The sequence below is a fragment of the Anatilimnocola aquadivae genome, assembly GCF_049819085.1.
Lineage (GTDB): Bacteria > Planctomycetota > Planctomycetia > Pirellulales > Pirellulaceae > Anatilimnocola.
Genome location: NZ_CP187419.1, coordinates 7,652,949 through 7,673,639 on the forward strand (window position 1 = coordinate 7,652,949; position 20,691 = coordinate 7,673,639).

Annotated in this window: 15 protein-coding genes; 10 read left to right on the plus strand and 5 right to left on the minus strand. The window is 58.9% G+C overall.

The features are described from left to right. The first annotated feature begins 207 nt into the window (after positions 1 to 207). On the plus strand, positions 208 to 2,238 hold the full coding sequence (locus NA78x_RS30320; RefSeq protein ID WP_425616126.1) for a PQQ-dependent sugar dehydrogenase: 2,031 nt from the start codon (positions 208 to 210) through the stop codon (positions 2,236 to 2,238). A gap of 284 nt (positions 2,239 to 2,522) precedes the next feature. Further along, positions 2,523 to 3,323, plus strand: coding sequence for a sterol desaturase family protein (locus NA78x_RS30325; protein WP_425616127.1), 801 nt, complete (start codon positions 2,523 to 2,525; stop codon positions 3,321 to 3,323). A gap of 1,373 nt (positions 3,324 to 4,696) precedes the next feature. On the opposite strand, the gene NA78x_RS30330 is transcribed toward NA78x_RS30325, so the two are convergent. Continuing rightward, positions 4,697 to 4,960 carry a hypothetical protein gene (locus NA78x_RS30330; RefSeq protein ID WP_425616128.1) on the minus strand — a complete coding sequence of 88 codons (264 nt, stop codon included), beginning with the start codon at positions 4,958 to 4,960 and terminating at the stop codon, positions 4,697 to 4,699. A gap of 3 nt (positions 4,961 to 4,963) precedes the next feature. Beyond that, complete coding sequence (locus NA78x_RS30335; protein WP_425616129.1) at positions 4,964 to 5,263, minus strand: hypothetical protein; 300 nt, start codon at positions 5,261 to 5,263, stop codon at positions 4,964 to 4,966. A 218-nt stretch (positions 5,264 to 5,481) separates the two neighbouring features. Between NA78x_RS30335 and NA78x_RS30340 the strand changes: the two genes are divergently transcribed. From NA78x_RS30340 to NA78x_RS30355, 4 genes are all read left to right on the plus strand, one after another. Further along, positions 5,482 to 7,266 (plus strand): cytochrome c peroxidase, encoded by a 1,785-nt coding sequence (locus NA78x_RS30340; RefSeq protein WP_425616130.1) that lies wholly within the window; start codon positions 5,482 to 5,484, stop codon positions 7,264 to 7,266. 109 nt (positions 7,267 to 7,375) lie between these two features. Continuing rightward, a complete protein-coding gene (locus NA78x_RS30345) occupies positions 7,376 to 7,888 on the plus strand; it encodes a hypothetical protein (RefSeq protein WP_425616131.1) in 513 nt (170 codons plus the stop codon). A gap of 368 nt (positions 7,889 to 8,256) precedes the next feature. Then, complete coding sequence (uvrA, locus tag NA78x_RS30350) at positions 8,257 to 11,133, plus strand: excinuclease ABC subunit UvrA (protein WP_425616132.1); 2,877 nt, start codon at positions 8,257 to 8,259, stop codon at positions 11,131 to 11,133. Beyond that, positions 11,126 to 12,010 (plus strand): hypothetical protein, encoded by an 885-nt coding sequence (locus NA78x_RS30355; RefSeq protein WP_425616133.1) that lies wholly within the window; start codon positions 11,126 to 11,128, stop codon positions 12,008 to 12,010. Before uvrA ends, NA78x_RS30355 begins: the two co-directional genes overlap by 8 nt. A 34-nt stretch (positions 12,011 to 12,044) precedes the next feature. On the opposite strand, the gene NA78x_RS30360 is transcribed toward NA78x_RS30355, so the two are convergent. Genes NA78x_RS30360 through NA78x_RS30370 form a run of 3 tightly spaced genes read right to left on the minus strand, consistent with a single transcriptional unit; the run spans position 12,045 to position 17,405 of the window. After that, a complete protein-coding gene (locus tag NA78x_RS30360) occupies positions 12,045 to 15,272 on the minus strand; it encodes an efflux RND transporter permease subunit (RefSeq protein ID WP_425616134.1) in 3,228 nt (1,075 codons plus the stop codon). A 60-nt stretch (positions 15,273 to 15,332) separates the two neighbouring features. Continuing rightward, positions 15,333 to 16,733 (minus strand): efflux RND transporter periplasmic adaptor subunit, encoded by a 1,401-nt coding sequence (locus tag NA78x_RS30365; RefSeq protein ID WP_425616135.1) that lies wholly within the window; start codon positions 16,731 to 16,733, stop codon positions 15,333 to 15,335. Positions 16,734 to 16,760: 27 nt separating this feature from the next. Next, positions 16,761 to 17,405: a TetR/AcrR family transcriptional regulator gene (locus NA78x_RS30370; RefSeq protein ID WP_425616136.1), complete on the minus strand. Its 645-nt coding sequence runs from the start codon at positions 17,403 to 17,405 to the stop codon at positions 16,761 to 16,763. A gap of 234 nt (positions 17,406 to 17,639) precedes the next feature. Here NA78x_RS30370 and rimO point away from each other — a divergent pair, with 234 nt between their 5' ends. The 4 genes from rimO (at position 17,640) to NA78x_RS30390 (ending at position 20,688) form a co-directional block, all read left to right on the plus strand. Continuing rightward, positions 17,640 to 19,073, plus strand: a complete 1,434-nt coding sequence (rimO, locus tag NA78x_RS30375; protein ID WP_425616137.1) for a 30S ribosomal protein S12 methylthiotransferase RimO — start codon at positions 17,640 to 17,642, stop codon at positions 19,071 to 19,073. A gap of 51 nt (positions 19,074 to 19,124) precedes the next feature. Further along, positions 19,125 to 19,469: a hypothetical protein gene (locus NA78x_RS30380; protein ID WP_425616138.1), complete on the plus strand. Its 345-nt coding sequence runs from the start codon at positions 19,125 to 19,127 to the stop codon at positions 19,467 to 19,469. Further along, positions 19,450 to 20,028 (plus strand): hypothetical protein, encoded by a 579-nt coding sequence (locus tag NA78x_RS30385; RefSeq protein ID WP_425616139.1) that lies wholly within the window; start codon positions 19,450 to 19,452, stop codon positions 20,026 to 20,028. Before NA78x_RS30380 ends, NA78x_RS30385 begins: the two co-directional genes overlap by 20 nt. 240 nt (positions 20,029 to 20,268) lie before the next feature. Next, a complete protein-coding gene (locus NA78x_RS30390) occupies positions 20,269 to 20,688 on the plus strand; it encodes a hypothetical protein (protein WP_425616140.1) in 420 nt (139 codons plus the stop codon). The last annotated feature ends 3 nt before the right edge of the window (positions 20,689 to 20,691 follow it).

Genomic DNA, 20,691 nt, shown 5'->3' on the forward strand with positions numbered 1-20,691 from the left:
GCCTGGGTACAACAATGAGGGAACCGGCAGTTTTATTCGGTTTTCAGCCACGCCACAAGCCAATGATTCCGTTCCAGCCCCCTCTCTTCGGTGCTCTGAAGCAAGGGTCGGGGACTTGCGGTTGCTCGCGGCGAACTCGATGATTCCGGTCTGTGCTGGCCGCCAGGGTCAGCCACAAATCGCACTCGCTACATTCGAGGAATGATGATGAAAACGCATTGGTTGTACTCTGCCGGGCTGCTGCTTGGCTGTGCTTCGCTCGCTAGCGCTGCCGAAACGCCCAAGACAATCGTCGAGGGTCTGACGAATCCAGAATCGGTCTGTATCGGCCCGGGCGGCAAGCTCTACGTCACCGAGATCGGCGAACGCGACAAAGCCGGCGATGGCAAGGTCAGCGTGGTCGAGAACGGCAAAGCCACGACCTATGTCGACGGCCTCGATGATCCTAAGGGCATCTGCTTCGGCAAAGATACCCTCTGGCTCACCGATAAGAACAAGGTCATCCAGATCGACAAGAGTGGTAAGAAGTCGGTTGCCATTGCCACCGACAAGTTTCCCGTCGCGCCGATCTTTTTGAACGACATCGCCATCGATGCCGGCAACGGCATCGTCCTCATCACCGATTCCGGTGCCGATGGCAAGGGCGGCGCTGTGTTCCGCTACGACATTCGCCTGAACAAGGTCGACCTCATCGCCAGCACCGAGAACATCCCCGGTTTGACCAAGCCGAACGGTGTTACCTTCGATGGTGCCAACCATTTCATCGTGGCCGATATGGCCAAGGGCGAACTTCACCGCGTCCGCATCAGCGACAAGTCGGCCGAGAAGATCGCCGAAGGAATGGAAGGAGCCGATGGCCTCGCTTGGGATAACTTCGGCCGCTTGTTCGTCACTTCCTGGATGACCGGCAAGTCGTTCGCCATTCCACGTCCCGGTCAAAAGCCCATCCTCATCGGCGAAGGGCTCAAGTCCGCCGCCGACAGCTGCGTTTCGGCCGATGGCAAACAGCTGCTCATTCCCGACATGAAGTCGGGCACCCTCACCACGCTCTCGACCGCCATTCCTGGTTGGGAAGTCGATGAATCGCCGTTGGCCGTCGATATGGTTCCCGCATTCCCGGGCATCAAGTGGGAAGGCTGGGACGACGGCAGCGAAAGTGGCAAGCCCGTTCCGTTTCGCCCGATCCTGCTCACGCACTTCGGCGATGGCTCGGGCCGCATTGTGGTCGGCGAGCAACGAGGTCTGATCTATGTCATCGACCCGAAGAAGCCAACCGAAGCCACCATCTTCATGGACTTCCGCGACAAGGTCCGTTACCTCGACAAGCAAAACGAAGAAGGCTTCCTCGGGCTCGCCTTCCACCCCAAGTTCAAAGAGAACGGCGAGTTCTTTGTCTTCTACACCGACGTGAAGGCCAAGGAACCCATGGCCAACGTCATCTCGAAGTTCAAGACCAAGGCCGGCGACAAGACCAAGGGTGACCCCGCTTCCGAAGTCGAACTCATCCGCATCGAAAAGCCCTTCTGGAATCACGATGGTGGCACCATCGCCTTCGGCAAAGATGGCTACCTCTACATCACCCACGGCGACGGCGGCAACGGTGGCGACCCGCACGAGAACGGCCAGAAGATGTCGACCCATCTCGGCAAGATCCTGCGGATCGATGTCGACAAGCCTGCAACCGGCAAGCCCTACGGCATCCCCAGCGACAATCCGTTCGTGAAGCAAGACGGTGCCAAGCCCGAAATCTATGCCCTCGGCTTCCGCAACATCTGGCGTTTCGCGTTCGATCGCAAGACGGGCGAACTCTGGGCCGGCGAAGTCGGTCAGAACCTGTTCGAAGAAATCGTCATCGTCAAAAAGGGCGAGAACTTTGGCTGGAGCCAACGCGAAGCGTTGCATCCGTTCGGCACCAAGGGTGTCAACGTCAACAAGGAAATGATCGAGCCAATCTGGGAATACCACCACGATATCGGCCGCTCCATCACCGGCGGCAACGTCTATCGCGGCAAGGAAGTCCCGGCTCTCGACGGCCTGTACCTCTACTCCGACTACGTCTCCGGCAAGACCTGGGCGCTCAAGTACGACGAAGCCAAGGGACGCGTCACGGCCAACCACGAACTGGCCAAGGCACCCATCGCCGTGATGTCGTTCGGCGAAGACGAAAGCGGCGAACTCTACCTGATGGGCACCAGCACCACCGGCCAGGGCATCTTCAAGTTTGCCAAGACCAAGTAAGCCCTCTCCCTCATCTTCTCCTCACTGCCTGCATTGCACTTCCCTTCGCCCCCGCCCCTGCGGCGGGGGCTTGTTGGCTTTTGCACTAGCCAGTCGCTGGAGATCGGAAGTCGGAGGTCAGAAGTCAGTGAGCCAGAACTAATGACTCGGCTCTTCCTGTAGCTTCCTCGCAATCGAAGCGTTACCTTGAAACGGCAGACTAGCTACCTGCGCTGCTGCCTTTCACCTCCGACCTCCGAACTCCGACCTCCGAACTCCGAACTCCGAACTCCGACTCCCGACTCATGGCCACCCTCACCGAACGACTCTGGATTGCCTTGCTCGCGATACCCGCGGCGTCGATCGAGCGGGCGTTCTGGTACGCAGGTATGGCCGGGTTTGCCTGGGTTACGTTGCACCTGTTGCTCCATCGCTGGCTCGCGGGCCGCAAGATCAGCAACAAGCCCACGACACGCACGCAGCTTGGCTGGGAACTACTCTGCTCGCTCCGTAGCCTGGCCGTGTATGGGCTGGTCGGCGGCTTCATGACGTTCTCGGTCATGTCGAAGTGGACCCCCATGTACTTCCGGATCGAGAAGTTTGGCTGGGCGTATTTCTTTCTCAGCATCGCGCTCACCATCCTCATTCACGACACGTACTTTTACTGGACCCATCGGCTGATGCATCATCCGCGGCTCTTCAAGCGGATGCATGGCACGCACCACTACTCGACGAACCCCTCGCCGTGGGCCGCTTACTCGTTCAGCACCTGGGAAGCGTTCGTGCAGGCGGGAATTGCCCCGCTGGTGATCTTCACGCTCCCCATCCACCCGCTGGCTTTCTCCACGTTCATGATCTGGCAGATCGGCTTCAACGTGCTGGGCCATTGCGGCTACGAACTCTACCCTCGCTGGTTCGTCCGCTCGCCCCTCGGCTATCTCTTCAACACCACGACCCACCACGCTCAGCATCACGAAACCAACCGCGCCAACTTCGGCCTCTACTTCAACTTCTGGGACCGCGTGATGGGAACCAACCACGCGCACTACCCCGACCGCTTTGCCGAAACAACCTCCCAAGCCCCCACGTCGACGCACTCCCACTAGCCGTCCCCTCTCTCTTCTCTCTCGCTCTCTCACGCCACCGCCCCTGCGGCGGTGGTTCATTGGCTTGTGCACTACCGCGCCCCTTGATGCGCTCGTCGAGATCCGCTCGTCGAGCAGTCCCTTCTCTCTCCCACGCCACCGCCCCTGCGGCGGTGGTTCGTTGGCTTTTGCACTACCGCGCTCGTCGCGTTCCGCGTGCTGCACCGAGCGCAACTCCCGAATCCCTTCCCCCGGTTTGAAAATCCGTGCACCCAAACCCCCAGGTTGGTAAACGCCGACACGCGCCGCACCCGAGAGTTATGGCACTTGCCGGTCGCAAACTGCCCCGGTTTGTGAACGCCCCTCGAAAGGACTGCCGCAACTTACGTCGAGCAACCCGCCCACCTCCTGGAATCGCGAACCTGTTTTGAACAGTCCCGATTCCCTGCTGCCGACAACCAGATTTTGATAACTTTTTGCGCGAAAAATCGCATTTAGCGATTCGCCATAAGCTGTTCTGGTCAAATCTGTTGCGTCCATGATTACCCACCAAACCCCATTTTCTTGATAACCGTTTGATAACCATTCGCCCCCCTGTTCACTCCGCAGCCTGAACAGGCCCTGAACAGGGGGGCGATCTGTTCCCACCACCGGTCACCGCGCCCTGCCTTCAAAACCTGGCCGATCACCCCTCGAACGTCCCTGCGAGTAGGCTGAGTCGACGTCGCTCCTAACATCTCAGCCACGCCTCTCGATCCTTCCGCAACGAGGCCCACCATCGGTGCGGGCCACGCCGCGAACTTGCGTTCCGCGCAAGCGCCGGCAAGGCAACCGCACGAGCGACAAATCGCTCCGCCGCCCCACCCCTCAACCCGTTGTGAACAGCCCTGAACAGCCCCAATTCCCCGCAGCTGATAACCATTTCTGATAACTTTTTGCGCGAAAAATCGCGCCCGGACCGTCTCCACAAACCGTTCTCTGCAAATCGCTTGCGCTCATAATCTCTCACCAAACCCCGTTTTCGTGATAACCGTTTGATAACCATTCGCCGCCCTGTTCATACACCTACCTGAACAGGCCCTGAACAGGGAGAGTCAGTCGCTGGTCCCACGTTAGGTCGCCGTGCCTGGTGCGCGAAATTTCGCCTTACTGCCGGCAAGTTCCCCGGCAGCCAACTGCGCGGACACTCTCCGCGCAGCAGCCTCGCCCGCGCGAGGCCGTCTCGCTCCCCGCACCATCGCAGCACCATATTATTTAAAAACATCATTGACATTAAGTCAAGACATTTTTACGATATCCCGAGCGAACACTTAGCATTGTCAGTCGCCTTGTAGGCGAACTTGACGGACCATCCTGGCCACGAGTTTGCCGAACCCTGGAGCCATTCAATCAACTCACGGCAGTGGTGGGTACGATTCCCACTTCCCCGCGCCCGCCGGTGGCAGCGGGCTTTCGTGGATCCACCAGGCATCGGGGCGAAGTTGGATGTCGACGGGGTACAGCGGAGCGTAAACGGTTCGCAGCGGTTCGGGGCAGTCAAAGGAGTACGCGGCATCGCCCCGCTTCACTGCCCGCACCAACAGCAGATAACTTCCCACGTACAGCATCGGCAGAAGCAGCAGCACAATGGCAAAGATAAGTGGAGCGCGGCGGGTCATCGATTATGTTCGACTTGGATCGTCGGGGGAGTTCTCGGGAAACTTCAGCCACCAGAGACCGTGATTGGTCGCCGCGTCGTAATAACTGGCAACAAGCTGGCGGATTGCTTTTCTCGAATGCTCTCCGCCCCCTTCCCCTTCGATGACGGCAGCGGTGAATTCGTCGACCGTAAGGGGTGTCTTGCGAAGTTGTTGCAGGCAGTGATCGCCAAGTGAGCAGAATCCGAGCCCGATGCACAACTCATCGAGAAGTGCTTTTTGATCATCTTCGCTCAGAAGGAACCGCTGCTCTCGATTGTCCACGACCTCCATTCTACCTGCGACCGAAAACGCCTCGCCAGAGCCAACTCGGCTGATCGGAATGACGACGACTAGCGGCAGTTTCCTCTCGGCGGAGCGAGAGGACTACGGTAATTACTACGGTAGTTTCTGACTTGTGACCCGCGGGTCGCTGTGCCAGACTGAAGGCTCCTCCCGCAGCACAAAAAACGCTTCGTTCCCGCCTGTAAGGTCTGTGCGCAATGATTTTAGTTGCATCGTCCGTTCTGCGCCGCTGGAGTTCGCTTTGCCTGCTGTTCGTAGGCATGAACAGCATGGTGGTTGCCACTGCTGCCGAACCAGCGACGAAACTGGCCACACAGTTGCGCCGGCCGATTGCGCTGTCGTTCGATGCCAAAGGGGAATGGCTCTACGTGGCCAATCGCGACAGCGGTAGCATCTCGGTGCTGACAGCTGCGGGCAAGTTGCAGAGCGAAACGGCCATCGGCAAACAACTCTCGGACTTTGTCCCCGTCGCGGGGAGCGACCTGTTTCTCGCCACCGACGAGCAGGCTCATCAGTTGTTGGTGATCCAGGCGATTGGCGACAAGATTGAAGTCGTCCAGCGATTGCCGGTTAGTCATTATCCGGTCGGCGTCACACTTTGGAACGACGGTCAGCAAGCAGCAGTCACTTCGCTCTGGTCGCGCCGAGTGACGTTTATGGATCTAAGGCGAGCAGAGAAGAAGGAGCCCGCCAAAGTCACCAAGGTGCTCGACTTGCCCTTTGCACCACGCAAATTGATCATGCTCCCCGAGCACAAAAAACTGATCGTCGCCGATTCTTTCGGCGGCAAGCTGGCGGTGATTGACCCGCACGAGCACAAGGTCGAAGTGATTCGCCAGTTCCCCGGCCACAACATTCGTGGTCTGGGCATCAGCCCGAATGGCCAGATGCTGCTGGTGTCGCATCAAATGCTCAACGAGCTAGCCCACACCATTCGCAACGACGTTCACTGGGGCCTGCTGATGTCGAACGACCTCCGCTGGCTCAAGATCGATTCGGTCCTCGCTGGCGGCAAAGAAACCTACTTCGGCTCGCACATGCATCCGCTGGGCGAAGCGGGCCAAGGGGGCGGTGATCCCGCGGGCCTGGATGTCGCCGCCGATGGAACGGTCGCCGTAACCATGTCCGGCGCGGGGCAAATTGCCGTCGGCAAGGAAGAAGACTTTTCACTCGCGCGGATCGAAGTCGGCCAGCGACCGGTGGCGCTCAAGATCGCCCCCGATAGCAAGACGGCGATCGTTGTCGATCAGTATGCCGATCAATTGGTGCGAGTCGATTTTGCCCTGCAAGAAGTGACCGAACGAATCTCGCTGGGGCCGACGCCCGAGTTGAACCTGGCCCAAAAGGGAGAAGTGCTGTTTCACGATTCGCGGCTGGCTCACGACCGCTGGATGAGTTGCCACAGCTGTCATGCCGAAGGGCACGCCAACGGCAACATGAACGACAACTTCAGCGACAAGTCGTTTGGTGCCCCGAAGCGAGTTCTGTCGCTTCTCTCGCAAAAAGACACCGCGCCTTATGCTTGGAATGCGAAGGCCGACGATCTGTTCACGCAGATTCGCAACTCGCTCGAAAACACCATGCAGCGCGAAGATGCAATTCCCGATGACGACGTGAAGGCTCTCTCGGCTTATGTGAACACGCTCGAGCTTCCCCCGCCGCTCGATGTGCTGCGCGGCACTTCCGACCCGGCTGCCATCGCCCGCGGCAAGCAGGTCTTTGACAACCACGACTGCGCCCGCTGTCATGCCCCGCCGAATTTCACCACGCCCAAAGCATACGACGTAGGCCTGTCCGACAAGCAAGGCAACAAGCTCTTCAACCCGCCCAGCCTCCGCGGCCTCAGCCATCGCGGACCCTACTTTCACGACAACACAGCCGCCACGCTCGAAGACGTTTTTCTCAAGCACCAGCATCCTGCCAAGTCCGCCTACAGCGAGGCAGAGGTGAAGGACCTGATGCATTTTCTGCGGAGCTTGTAGGGCGGGGAAGTTTGTAGTTTGTAGGTTCGTGCGAAGAACCATCGCTACCGCAATTACCCCCAAGCACTTCCCGGCGCTTGAATGCCTCACTGTCACTCGGAATCGCGCGATGGCCTATCAAGTCTGTTTTCTTCATTTTCGGAATGGCGAACCTACGGACTTTGCCACGGAACCTGTACGGCAAGTCTTTCAAAATTTCGGAATCACCGAATTTGGTGATCCGGTTTATGTGAATCTGCCCGATGGCTTGTCATTGGATTGTTACTCAGGAGGTTTAGAGAATGAGTTTGCTGGAGATTTTTCGTTTGAGTTTCGCGGCGTCACGGGCTCTTTGTTTGACCTGATCTTTCAACTTTGCCACGCCGGGCACCTGGTGGCACTGGCAGTCGATACTCCGGTTCTTCCCATGGTTGCCCACGCGTCCGACATGACAGAAATTGCTGAGGGTATCACGAGTGAGCACGAACCCATTTTGTGCCGCGACGGCCAGGACGTGGCCAACGTGATTGCGCCGGAGTTCGGCAGTTGGCAGAAATGGGCCGCCAAACGCCCCACGAGCTTTGATCTCAATTCCCAAAACCTTGCCGACCAGGGACCAGACCAGGAACTCGGGGATCTTTGAATTTTTGGCGCGTTCAAATTGACTTTTAAGGTTGCAAGAGATGGCTACCGAAACCAAGTCACCGGCTGCTGTCGCGGATGGCTTCGTTAGTCCGGTACGCAACAAGCATCTGACGACCGAGGCGGCTTTTGAACGAGGGGGCAGAAAACAAACAGTGGAACCCTAACCCCTACCCGCGCCACCTATGTCCTGAACCAAATCTGTTACCTATGTACTGAATGCACCACTTCCGACCTCCGACTTCCGACTCCCGAATCCCGAATCCCGACTCCCGGCCTCCGACTTCCCGCCCCTGACGCCGCCGCACAGCGCCCGATAAACTACGGGATGCGACGGGCAGCAACGAGGTAACTAGGGCGAAGGGGAGTGTGTTGGAACGCGGGCTGATCGAATTACGTGGCGTCGATGTGCACAATCTGAAGCACGTCGACCTCGATCTGCCGCGCGGCAAGCTGATTGTCTTTTGCGGTGCCAGCGGCAGCGGCAAGACCAGCCTGGCTCTCGATACGCTCTATGCCGAAGGGCAACGGCGGTTCATCGAGAGCTTTTCGACTTACACGCGGCAGTTCCTCGAACGGTTGGAGAAGCCCGCCGCCGAACGGATCGACGGCATCCCGGCCGCCATCGCCGTCACCCGCAATGAAGGGAGCAAGTCGAACCGCACGACGATCGGCAGCGTGACCGAAACGGTAGACTACCTCCGTCTCCTCATGGCTCGCGTCGCCAAACTCTTCTGTCCAGGTTGCGGCCAACCCATCGAGCGCGAATCGCCTCAAGAGGCCGCAGCCGTCGTGGGCGAGTTGCCCGCTGGCATCAAACTGCTGGTGGTTGCCCCGGTGGTGCGCTCGCCGGAGCAAGCGGCAGCCAGCCCGCAGCAACAGCTGATCGAACTTCGTGAACGAGGCTTCGCCCGCGTCATTGTCGACGGGCAAATGATCCAACTCGATCAGCCGGCGAGTTGGCCCGCTGCGATCACTTCGCTTCGCGTGATCATCGACCGGTTGGTCGTCGGCCAGTCGGCCTCGCGGCGCGTCGTCGATTCGCTCGAAACGGCTTTCAAGCAAGGCCAAGGTGCCGCGGAAGTCTGGTGGCAGCCGTCTGGTGATACCACGTCCATCACGCGTAGTACTGACGAGCAGCCTCTCGATGGCCAGCCTTGGCGGGTATTCAGTTTCGTTTCGGAACTACGCTGCCCGCGTTGCCAGCTCACCTATCCGCAGCCTGAACCGCGACACTTCAGTTACAACAGCCCGCTCGGTGCTTGCCCCACCTGCGAAGGCTTTGGCAATCTCGTCGATCTCGATTTTGATCTGATCATTCCCGATCCCAAAAAATCAATTCGCCAAGGGGCCATCGCGCCGTGGAATACGCCCGCCTATGAGCACGAGTTGCAGGAATTATTGGCGCTCGCCAGTGCCTATCAGATTCCCGTCGATGTGCCGTTTGGTGAGCTGCTGCCGAAACACGTGGAACTGATTCGCGAAGGCATTCCCGAGCGGAACTTTGGCGGGCTGAAGGGTTTCTTTGCGTGGCTGGAGAAACGCAAATACAAGATGCATCTGCGAGTGTATCTCAATCGTTGGCGTACGGCCCGTGAATGCCCGACGTGTCATGGCGCGAGGCTCAATGCCTATGCACTGGCCTGGAAGATCAACGGGCTGAACCTGGCCGAAATCTGTGCCCTGCGGCTCGATGCTGCTGAGCGGTTTTTTCAGCAGTTGCCTCTGACCGCGCGCGATCAGCAAGTCAGCCGCACGATGCTGGAGCAAGTTCGCGGCCGTTTGCAGTTTCTGGTGAAGGTCGGTCTCGGCTACCTCGCGCTCGATCGCACCTTACGCACGCTCAGCAGCGGCGAGTCTCAGCGCGTCGCACTTACGTCGGCGCTGGGCTCCAGCCTCGTCAATATGCTTTACGTGCTCGACGAACCTTCGGTCGGCTTGCATCCGCGCGATGTCGAACCGCTGGTGCAATCGATTCGCGCCTTGCAACGACGGGGCAACACCGTCGTCGTGGTCGAGCACGAAGAGGCCATGATTCGCGCCGCCGATTGGATCGTCGAGATCGGTCCCGGCGCGGGAGAACTCGGCGGCAAGATTACGTTTCAGGGAGAATTGCCGGCACTGCTCACCGCCAAGGGGAGCGTGACCGGCGATTACCTGGCCGGACGTCGCGGCGTTTCCATTCCCGCGCAGCGTCGCCCGATGAATCGCGGCTCGATCCGCTTGATCGGCGCGCGGGGTAACAACCTGAAGAACCTCACCGTCGATTTTCCGCTCGGCATGTTGTGTCTGGTGACCGGCGTGAGTGGTGCCGGAAAAAGTACACTCGTGCAGGATACGCTCTACGGCGCGATCTGCCGCCGCAAGCAGAAGGACTGCGACAAGCCGCTCCCTTATGACGACGTGACTGGCGACAGCCAAATCGACGACGTGGTTCTGGTCGATCAGAGTCCCATTGGCCGTTCGCCGCGCTCGAACCCCGTCACGTACATCAAGGCGTTCGACGAGATTCGCAAGGTCTTTGCCGAGACGGTCGAAGCTCGCACGCACAACTACACCGCGGGGCACTTCAGCTTTAATGTCGACGGCGGCCGTTGCGAAGCCTGTCAGGGGGAAGGGTACGTTCAAGTCGAGATGCAGTTTCTGGCCGATGTATTCATGAAGTGTACGACCTGCCAGGGCACGCGTTACCGCCGCGAAATTCTCGCCGTCACCTATCGCGGCCGCAACATCGCCGATGTGCTCGACATGACTGTGCGGGAAGCGTTTTCGTTCTTCCGTGGCCAGGCGAAGGTGCAAGGCAAGCTGAAACAACTGATCGACGTCGGCCTCGATTACCTACGGCTCGGTCAGCCCGCGAATACGCTCTCGGCTGGTGAATCGCAACGGCTGAAACTTGCCGCGCATCTCTCCGAAGCCTCGCGCAGCCGCACGCTGTTCTTACTCGATGAGCCCACGACGGGCCTGCACTTTACCGATATTGTGCAACTGCTCGATTGCTTCGATGCGCTGCTGGCCATTGGTCACTCGCTAATTGTCGTCGAGCACAACCTGCAGCTGATGCGCTCGGCCGACCACATCATCGACCTCGGTCCCGGCGCGGCCGACGAGGGTGGCGAAGTGGTGGTGCAGGGAACGCCCGAGCAAGTGGCCGAACACGCCGGCTCGCATACCGGGCGCTACCTGAACGAAGCCTTGCAAGCCGCCAAAGAGGCCATTGCCGCCGCGGAGACCACCGATGAGTGAACTGCAATTTGATCCCGATGTCTTTCACGGCGAACTGACCGTCAATCGCGGGCAAGTCTTTGTGCGGGCGGCTCGGCCAGCCGAACTAGCCGATTGCACACTGCACGGCTATGTGCATGGCCCCCGCTGCGAGTTGGCTCATACGTTGCCGGCGAAATTCACTTTGCAAGACCTGGGCACTGGGCCGACGTTGCTGGCCCGCACCACGATCACCGATCCGTGCTATTGGACGAGTGACCTGCCGCAGTTGTACGACGTGCATGTGGAACTTCGTCGCGGCAGCGAAGTCCTCGCCCGCGAGCAGAGGATGATCGGCCTGAGGGGCATCGGGGCGCGAGATCAGCGATTCGTGCGTGAAGGCAAAGCGTGGATTCCGCGCGGTGTCTCGCTGGCTTCACTCGCGGGGAACGACATCACGCAACTGCGCGAGCAATTGCTGGTTGGTGTTTGCTCGTCGCCGCCGCTCGACTTGCTCGTCGAAGCTTCGCGCCGTGGTGTCTATTTGATCGTGCACATCGATGCGACCCAGCAGGATGCGGCCAGCGCGTTGCATCAGCTGGCCCGCTGGCCCGCGGTAATGATGGCCGTGATTCACGGGGCAGATTCCGCGGCGAAGTCGCTGGCTCAGGTCGCGCCGAATGTGATCCTGTCGCAGCCGATGAAGGCTGAGGACTCCGCAGTCGTTCCTCCCGCTGCGTGGGCGAGTGCAATGGTTGCTGAAGTGACAGATTCTCTGATGGTACCCACGGGCACTTTGCCGATCCTGGTGCAGCGCAAACTCGGCTCGCTGGTATCTGCTGACGCCGCTCGCGCCGCCTGCGATCAGCTGCAACGTGATTTTGTCGCCGTCGGACAGTTCGCGGGATACTTGGCCTGATTTCCGAACCTCGATCCTCTTTCCTCCCCAGTTCCTAGCTCCCAACCCCCAGCCCCTGACCCGTGTGAATCACGGGAGTAGCCAGGACGGTCGCAGTGCCCACCGCAGCCGTGCTGATGACGGTTGTTTCAGTGAGCGAAGCTGGTGAAGGGACTACGCCGCCGGTTGCATCTTCACGCGTAATTGGCCGGCGAAGGATGCGGCGGTTGAAGAAGATCGTGAAATCGTCCCAGAGTGAGTAAGCCACTGGCGTGAGGAGCAAGGTCAGCAGCAACGAGAGTGCCTGGCCGCCGATGATGACCTTGGCCATGCTGGCTCGCGAACCGGCGCCGGGACCTTGCCCCATCGCGACAGGAACCATCGCAGCGACCAGCATGAGCGTGGTCATCAGGATCGGGCGCAGACGAGTCTGGTTGGCATCGAGAATCGCCTTGTCGCGCTCGACCCCTTGGCCTCGCAGCACATTCGTATAGTCGATCTGCAGAATGCCGTTCTTCTTCACAATGCCGAAGAGCATGAAGAGCCCGAACATCGCGTAAATATCGAGCGGCGTTCGCAGCAGGTAGAGCGAGAGGAACGCGAACGGTAGCGTCAGCGGCAGAGCGAGCAGAATCGTGATCGGATGCACGAAGCTTTCGAACTGTGCCGCAAGCACCATGTACATGAACAAAAAGCTAAGGCCGAAGGCGATAAGAAAGCCGCCATTCGACTCCTTCATCATCTTGGCCTGGCCGAGAAACTCATAGTGGTAACCAGCGGGCAACTTCAGGGTCTTCATGTAAGCGTCAATCTCGTCGACAGCTGGACCGAGGGCCATCCCTTCGAGGTTTGCAACCACCACCACTTGCCGCTGACGGCTGTGACGTTCGATTGAAGTGGGCCCTTGAGCCATTTCGAGTTCCGCGAGATTCGAAAGCTTTACCAGGCCCGCTTTGGGCGAGGGGACCATCAGCGCGTCGATGGTTTCTGGCGCATCGCGAAAGCTGCGATCGGCCCGCACCCACACGTCGTATTGATCGGCCTGTTCCTTGTACTTGCCCACGAGTTCGCCACCGACGAGCAGGTTCAAGGTTGAAGCGACGGTCTCGATCGGCACACCCAAATCGGAAGCACGTTCGCGGTCGATCTTCACCCGCAGTTCTGGCTTGCGCAGCGACAGGCTGGTATCGACATCCACGTAACTGCCGCGAGTCTTCATCCAGGCCGCGACTTTTTCGGAGACCTTGCGCAGTTCATCCAGTTCCGGACCACGAATATTGAGATCGACGTCCACCTGCTTGAAGCCGCTGGCCGAGATGGCACCGACGTCTTGCACGGCGGTGCGAATATCGGGATAGCGAGTCATCATTTCACGAGCTTGACGCATGATGTCGAATTGCGAGTACGGCCGCTGACCAACGTCGGGCAAGCGCACATAGATGCTGGCCTGCGTGACGTCGCCTTGGCCTTTGCCGACGCGACCGGTGGTGTCGCCGACGATGGTGAAGATGTGCCGCACATCGGGCAGCGTCTTCAGGTCGGTTTCCATTTCCTTCATCAGCTTGTCGGCCCGCTGCAGCGAGTAGCCTTCGGGCAAGGTCATGGTGACTTCGAATTCGCCCTGATCGTCGACGGGGACGAAGTCGAAACCAACCATGCCCGCAATCGTCGGCGTAGAAAGCAGAACGAGAACCGAAGTGACCACAATCACCCAGCGATGGCGTAGCGACCAGGCGAGAATCCAACGATACGAGCCTTCGATGAGGCGAGTTGTCCAGCCATTCTTGCTCGTCTTATGGCCACCTTTCTCCAGGACCAGAAATCGCGAGCAGAGCATCGGGGTGAGGGTGAACGAGACAAACATGCTCATCAGAATCGAGAAGCCAACCACAAAGCCGAAGCTGTTGAAGAAGCGGCCCACCTGACCTTGCATGAACGCCACCGGCACAAAGATCACCAGCAGCGAGATCGTCGTGGCTACGACGGCGGTCGCGATTTCGGACGTTGCCGAGCGGGAAGCTTCCATCGCGGAGCGGCCGTACTCTTCCATGTGCCGGAAGATGTTTTCGTGCACCACGACGGCATCGTCGATCACGATACCAATGGCCAGAATCAGACCCAGCATCGTGATGTTATTGAGCGTGTAGCCCATGGCCATCATGAAGGCGAACGTGGGCAACATCGAAGCGGGAATGGCAATCGTGGCGATGATCGTCGTGCGCCAGTCGCGAATGAAGAGGAGAATAGTCATGCTCACGAGGACCGCGGCCAGCACCAAGTGAAACTTCACTTCTTCGATGCTGCTCTCGATGAACCGCGATTGGTCGCGGATGATCGCGTAGTTGATATCGGCGGGGAGCGACGAGCGAATCTCCTTCAGCTGTTCTTTCACGCGGTGCACGACGGCCACTGTGTTTTGGCCTGACTGCTTTTGCACGACGAGACTGACGGCCGAGTTGCCATCGAGTCTGCTGAGTCCGCGAGGCTCCTCGTAGGAGTCTTCGACCCGGCCAATGTCTTTCAAACGAACCGGGTAGTCGTTGCGGTCGGCGACGATCAGATTTTCGAAGTCGGCGACTTTCTCGATGCGCCCCATCGTGCGCAGCACGAGTTCTTGCGAGCCTTGATCGACGCGGCCACCAGGCACTTCGAGATTCTGCCGCAACAGTGCGCCGCGAATATCTTCGGCCGACAAGCGATACGCAGCGAGTTGGTCGACATCGAGAATGATGTTGATCGCCCGCTGACGTCCACCGACGAGCGTGACGGCACCGACGCCGTAGATGGTTTCGAGATTCTCTTTGATTTGCTTCTTCGCCAGTTCGGTTACTTCGCGCACATCGCGCTTGCCACTAACCGCGATGGTCATGACCGGCGCGGCATCGACGGCAAACTTGTCGACCAGCGGTGTTTCGGTGCCGGCGGGCAGGCGGTTGATGATGGTCGAAACCTTGTCGCGCACTTCCTGCGCGGCGACGTCGCCGTTTTTATCGAGCTTGAAGGCAATGACGATCTGCGAGAAGCCTTCTTTGGTCGTCGACTTGAGTTCGTCGATGCCGCTGATGGTATTGACGGCCTCTTCGAGCTCTTTCGTGACGCTCGATTCCATTTCTTCAACGCCGGCTCCCTTGAGCGTCGTGGTGATTACGACGGTCGGAATGTCGACGTTCGGAAACAAGTCGACGCCGAGACGGGGATAGGCTGCGGCACCCATCACGACTGGTGCCAGCACCAGCATGCAGGTGAAGATCGGGCGACGGATGCAAAGTTCCCAGACGTTCATATTCTGTCTATCCGATGGCGAGTAGTTCGCACCGCATGGAGCGTGCAGCCTACGCTGCGACTAACGAGGGCCAGAACTGTTCGAAGCATTGCGAGCCTGGTCGACGGTGGCGGCTGATTCGGTTTCAGGAGTCAATTCGTCGATCTCGACGTTGTGCGAAGCGGGCAATACTTGCGGCGTCGTCGCAATGGGTTGGCGAACACTGATTCGCGAGCCATTGGCGAGCTGCGTATGGCCACTGGTGATCGCCACGGCCTGAGCTGGCAAATCGCCGATCACTTCAACCCAACCCTCGCCGCGCACACCGAGCGACACGGGAACTTCGCGGACAATGTCTCCGTCCTGCACAAAGATCTTGGTGACACCGGCAAAGGTGATGACAGATTCGGTCGGAGCCATGATTGCCTGGTCGGCAGTGCGCGTGACGATGGCACCCTTGGCAAAGCAGCCATGCTGCAAGCGATGATCGGCGTTGGGAACGGTGGCTTCGATTTCGAACGTGCGGCTCTCCGAGTCGATTGTGGGACTGATGCGGGCAATACGAGCCTGGAAGACATCGTTGGGATAAGCTTCGACGCGCACTTCCACGCCCTGACCAACCTGCAATTCGCTGGCGTAGCGTTCCGGGACGGTAGCCTTCAGCTTGAGAGCGTCGTCGATCACCAGTTCCAGCAGCGGCGAAGAGTTGGCGGTGGCCAATTCGCCGGCGGTGGCCATGCGTTTGGCAACGACGTAGCCGATGCCCTGCTGCTGCAAGTCTTTAAGCGAAGGAAAGTCGCTCGGCGGAGCCGCGATGCGAGTTTCGGCCAGTTGGCGTTGCGCGGTGCCGAGGACCGATTGAGAATAACGAACCGCGGCGAGCGTCGAGCGAATATCGAGTTGCGTTTGCAACAGAGTCGATTCTTCCACACGCAAGTCGGTCTCTGCTCGTTCAAATTCTTCGTTGGTACCGGCATTCTTTTGCAGCAAGGTGCGCACCCGCTCGTAACGGCGGCGAGCATTCTCGACCAACAAGCGAGCGCGGATCATGCTCGGCAGTTTCTCCTCGTTGAAACTGCCGCTGGGGACTTCCGTGAGGCCTAGCTTGGCGAGTTCTTTTTCGAGCGACCGCTGTGCTTCGTCGGCAGCCAGTTGAAAGTCGGTGCGGTCGATCTCGACCAGCAGATCGCCGGGCTTCACTCGGTCGCCGACATCGACGCGGACGTTCTCGAGCCTGCCAGGAACTTTCGCGCTGATCTGCACGCGTTCGAGGCCGTGCAGCGTGCCTACGACCAAGATGCGCCGTTGGACCGGTCGCGTTTCCAGTGCCGCGACGGTTACTACGACCGGCTTGGCCGGAGCATCGGCAGCGGTAGGTGTCGGTGTGGGTTGGTGATGTCCACAGCCGGCAAATGTGACCGCCAGGAGCGAGGCACTGGCCATGGCACCGCACAGAAAGAGTGAACGAGTATTCAGTTGCATAACAGTTACTCAGATGAGGGCAGGAATTTATTCTTGAGGCAGAGCGATGCCCTGCAGGATGAGATCGGCGACGCGGTTGCCATCGGCAGCGGTCGCGGGATCTCGCTTACCGAGAAAATGAACGAGCACAGCGCCGAACAGCGACTGCTCGATAAAGTCCATCAAGTGTTCGACCGGCAACGGCCGCAGTACGCGCCGCTCAATCAAGCTAGAGAAGTCTTCGCGCCAGCGGCAAGTCATCTCGTCATCTTTGCGACCGAAGAACGTCGGGGACTCGCGATCACGAAAGTGAGCCCGCTCCTGAATCATCAGTTCGACGAATTCCGGATGCTCGCGGAAGAACTTCAAAAAGGCGACCACGCCGGCTCGCAGGCGGTCGAGAGGAACTGCCTCGACATCGGCAATGTTGTTGACGGCGTCTTTCAATTGCCGCAGACCCAGGTCGGCAGCAGCCAGGAAGAGCTTCTCTTTGTTGATAAAGTGCCGGTACACGGTCCCTTTACCGACGCCGGCCCGATCGGCAATTTGCTGCACTTCGGTCGCGGCAAAGCCTTGTTTGGCGAACAGCTCGACCGCCGCCGAAAGAATCTCGTCGGAGCGACGCGAATGGGCTTCGTCGAGGCGAGTCTCTTCGCCAGAAACGATTGGCGGAGATTGAGTTACGTTCATCATGCACACGTCTTGAGCGGCGTTCAACAATGCGGACGGACCGGTCCGCCCGCCTGTTTATCATTCGATATGCAGAAATTGCCGTCAAGATCAAAATCTCACCCCACCCTGCGATTGCTGCCACCCGCAAGAAATCGCCCCGATTTTAGCCCTCCCGCCGCGAGAACTTCGCCCATAGACTGAAGGATTCGCCCTGCGTCCCGCTGGTTGCGACCGCCGTTCCGTCGAGACTCTGTCATGAAGCCGAAGAATCAAGTCCAGCCAACCCCCACCGACTCGAAGGGGAGCTACGCCTTCGTCAGCTTGGGTTGCCCGAAGAACCTCGTCGATAGCGAACGAATGCTTGGTCTGCTGAAGATTGATGGCTACGACCTCGTCAGCGATCCCGAGGGGACCGATTTCGTTGTCGTGAACACCTGCGGCTTCATCGAGCGAGCCCGGACCGAATCGTTCTCTTCCATCGACGAGATGCTCGAACTGAAGAAAGCGGGCAAGACCAAGGGCGTCATCGTTACCGGCTGCCTGGCCGAACGTCAGAAGGAAGACCTGCTCACCGAACGGCCCGAGATCGACTATCTCGTCGGCGTGTTTGGCCGCGAGGCGATTACCAAAGTGGCCGATCGTCTGGTTGGCAATCTCGAAGAACAGCGGACTGTTTTTCAACCCGCTCCCATTCGTGCTCTCTCCGATAAAGACCGCCTCCGAATCACGCCCAAGCATTTCGCCTTTTTAAAGATCAGCGAAGGTTGCGACCGGCTGTGTACCTTCTGCGCGATCCCCAAAATGCGTGGAAAGCACGCCAGCAAGGTGATGGAGGATGTAATTGCTGAAGCCGAGCAACTGGCTGCCGACGGCGTGCGCGAGTTGATCATCGTCGCGCAAGATACCACCTACTATGGCATGGACATCTACGGCGAACCGCGACTCGCCGAACTCCTGCGCAAGCTCGACGAAGTGCAGGGAATCGACTGGATCCGCCTGATGTACTTCTACCCGATGTACATCACCGACGAACTGATCGACGTGCTTGCCAATAGCCAGCGGATCATTCCCTACATCGATATTCCACTGCAACATGCCAGCGATCCCATGCTGCGCCGCATGGCTCGCCGCGTCACGCGTCCCGATACCGAAGCGCTGCTTGAAAAGCTTCGCAGCCGCATTCCGAACCTTAATCTGCGCACAACCTTCATCACCGGTTTTCCTGGCGAAACGGACGAAGATTTCGAAGAACTGCTGGCCTTTGCCCGGAAGTGGCGGTTCGAGCGGATGGGCGTGTTCACTTACTCGCTGGAGCCCGATACCCCGGCCGCGAACCTGCCGAATCACCTCAGTGAAGAGATCAAGGAATCGCGTCAGGCCCGCTTGATGGAAGTGCAGCAAGAGCACGCTTTCGCCTGGAATCAGGCTCAAATCGGCAAGATCATTCCCGTGATTCTCGACCAGCCTGTGGAAGGCGAGAAGAACGTGTGGATCGGTCGCAGCCAGGCCGATGCACCGGATGTCGATGGTCTGGTGTTCGTCACCGGCGATCGCATCAAGTTGAAGGCGGGCGACATCGTCCCGGTCGAGATTGTTGCCACGCAAGACTACGACCTGGTCGGGCTCGCGGCCGACAAGCCGCTCAAGCGTCAGCAGCCCGGGCGAATCCTTTCGCTCTCGGGCAAGTAGATGAACACGGAAGGTTCAGTCACGGACGTTGAAAGCAAACCCCGGCCGGCGATGACAGACTCGCCTTGGTTCTGGGCCTATCTGTTTGGTACCGCCGCACTCATTGCCCTGTTTTTCGCCGGTGGCAAGTTCGGCCCGCGCCAGGCGCAGATCGAGCGGGAGTATCAAGCTCGCACGCGCGCGGCCCAGCAACTCAACGGACAAGAGCCCACGATGCCGCTCTCGACGGCGGAGCGAACAATAGTCACGCTGCAGCCTCTATGGTATTTATTAGCTGTCGTGACGGTGATGGGCTGGATCCTGTTCTGGCGCTCGCATCGCGCGGCACCCTCGTCTGCTCTCTCATCTGCCAACTCTTCTGACGCGAGCTCGCACCATGTGGATTCTGGACAATGAATACAATCCGGCCTTGCTGATCTTCCTAACCGTCTTCGTGTGCCTCGCCGTGTTTGTGGCCTGGATTCAATCGGGCAAGAAAGAAGTTCTCTATGCGCTCGGAATCGTCGCCCTCGTAGGCCTGGCGCTCGTCATCTACGAGCGCGTAACGCTCTCGGATCGTGAGGCGATCCAAGCGACGCTCGTGCGTATCGCCCGCGATCTGGAGACCAACAACCGGCAAGCGGTCTACGATTCGATTCACTCTGCCGCGCCGGATATTCGCGCGCAGGCGGAATCAGAGCTGCCCCAGTACACCTTCAGCCAATGCCGGATCAGCAAGATCGACGACACGAAAGTCACCGGCAACACGCCGCCCAAAACAGCCTCCGTCGAGTTCTACATCATCGCTGCGGGCTCATTTGCCAAGGGTGGCGATGTCTTTGGCGGCGAAGGCATTCGCCGGCTGATTACCCTGGGACTGCAGCAGGAAAACGACGGCCAGTGGAAGGTGGTAAGCTACTCTCACCGAGCTCCACTCGATGCGCCGGATGAAATTCCTGGAAATTCTTCGCCATAAATCCCACAAAGGTCCCAGCTTCTTAATGGCGGTTCATCATCCATTAACTGCCACATGGCGTGACTTGAAACGTCGTCCGCTAGCATGTCGAAATCAGCCGGTAGAAACTTGAAGCGTTTTAGTATTGCTGCCGCTAATTTTGATGTTGCGTCGGATTTATCCGTCCGATACAAGAGAATGAACGCGTAGCCCGGGCTTCACCGCCAACAGAACTCTATCACCCCTAAAAGGAGGTGACCGGTGAATCCCTTGATCCTGAGCCTTGGAATTGCCCTTTCTTCCGTCGCGATCTCTCCTCGCGAAGACGTTGCTACTGAGCGTGTTGACCTGGTCGAGGTCAACCACTTTTATGACGACCAAGGCCGCTTAGTTTTCGATCAACTGCTGTTCTACGACTGGAGCCACGACGATGCTCGCTATCAGTTGCGGGCCTGGCGAATGGTCAAAAACAACTCACAACTGCCCCAACGCAATTGGCAAACCGGCGGTTACTCGGCCGTATGGCAGGACGGCGACGTCCTCCGCAAGATTGTCTCACCCGCCGCCCGCGAATCATGGACGCAATACGATCCCGAACTGACCGAACGTGAATTCCTGCCCAAAGAGCGGCGGAAAGAACTCCGCTCCCCTAGCACACTCGTGAAAGCCCGCACTCGGTAAGGC

What these genes read in the sequence shown, in the direction of transcription:
- NA78x_RS30320 (WP_425616126.1), top strand. Translation starts at nt 208, where the DNA reads ATGAAAACGCATTGGTTGTACTCTGCCGGGCTGCTGCTTGGCTGTGCT.
- NA78x_RS30325 (WP_425616127.1), top strand. Translation starts at nt 2,523, where the DNA reads ATGGCCACCCTCACCGAACGACTCTGGATTGCCTTGCTCGCGATACCC.
- NA78x_RS30330 (WP_425616128.1), bottom strand. Translation starts at nt 4,960, where the DNA reads ATGACCCGCCGCGCTCCACTTATCTTTGCCATTGTGCTGCTGCTTCTG.
- NA78x_RS30340 (WP_425616130.1), top strand. Translation starts at nt 5,482, where the DNA reads ATGATTTTAGTTGCATCGTCCGTTCTGCGCCGCTGGAGTTCGCTTTGC.
- NA78x_RS30345 (WP_425616131.1), top strand. Translation starts at nt 7,376, where the DNA reads ATGGCCTATCAAGTCTGTTTTCTTCATTTTCGGAATGGCGAACCTACG.
- NA78x_RS30355 (WP_425616133.1), top strand. Translation starts at nt 11,126, where the DNA reads ATGAGTGAACTGCAATTTGATCCCGATGTCTTTCACGGCGAACTGACC.
- NA78x_RS30360 (WP_425616134.1), bottom strand. Translation starts at nt 15,272, where the DNA reads ATGAACGTCTGGGAACTTTGCATCCGTCGCCCGATCTTCACCTGCATG.
- NA78x_RS30365 (WP_425616135.1), bottom strand. Translation starts at nt 16,733, where the DNA reads ATGCAACTGAATACTCGTTCACTCTTTCTGTGCGGTGCCATGGCCAGT.
- NA78x_RS30370 (WP_425616136.1), bottom strand. Translation starts at nt 17,405, where the DNA reads ATGATGAACGTAACTCAATCTCCGCCAATCGTTTCTGGCGAAGAGACT.
- rimO (WP_425616137.1), top strand. Translation starts at nt 17,640, where the DNA reads ATGAAGCCGAAGAATCAAGTCCAGCCAACCCCCACCGACTCGAAGGGG.
- NA78x_RS30380 (WP_425616138.1), top strand. Translation starts at nt 19,125, where the DNA reads ATGACAGACTCGCCTTGGTTCTGGGCCTATCTGTTTGGTACCGCCGCA.
- NA78x_RS30385 (WP_425616139.1), top strand. Translation starts at nt 19,450, where the DNA reads ATGTGGATTCTGGACAATGAATACAATCCGGCCTTGCTGATCTTCCTA.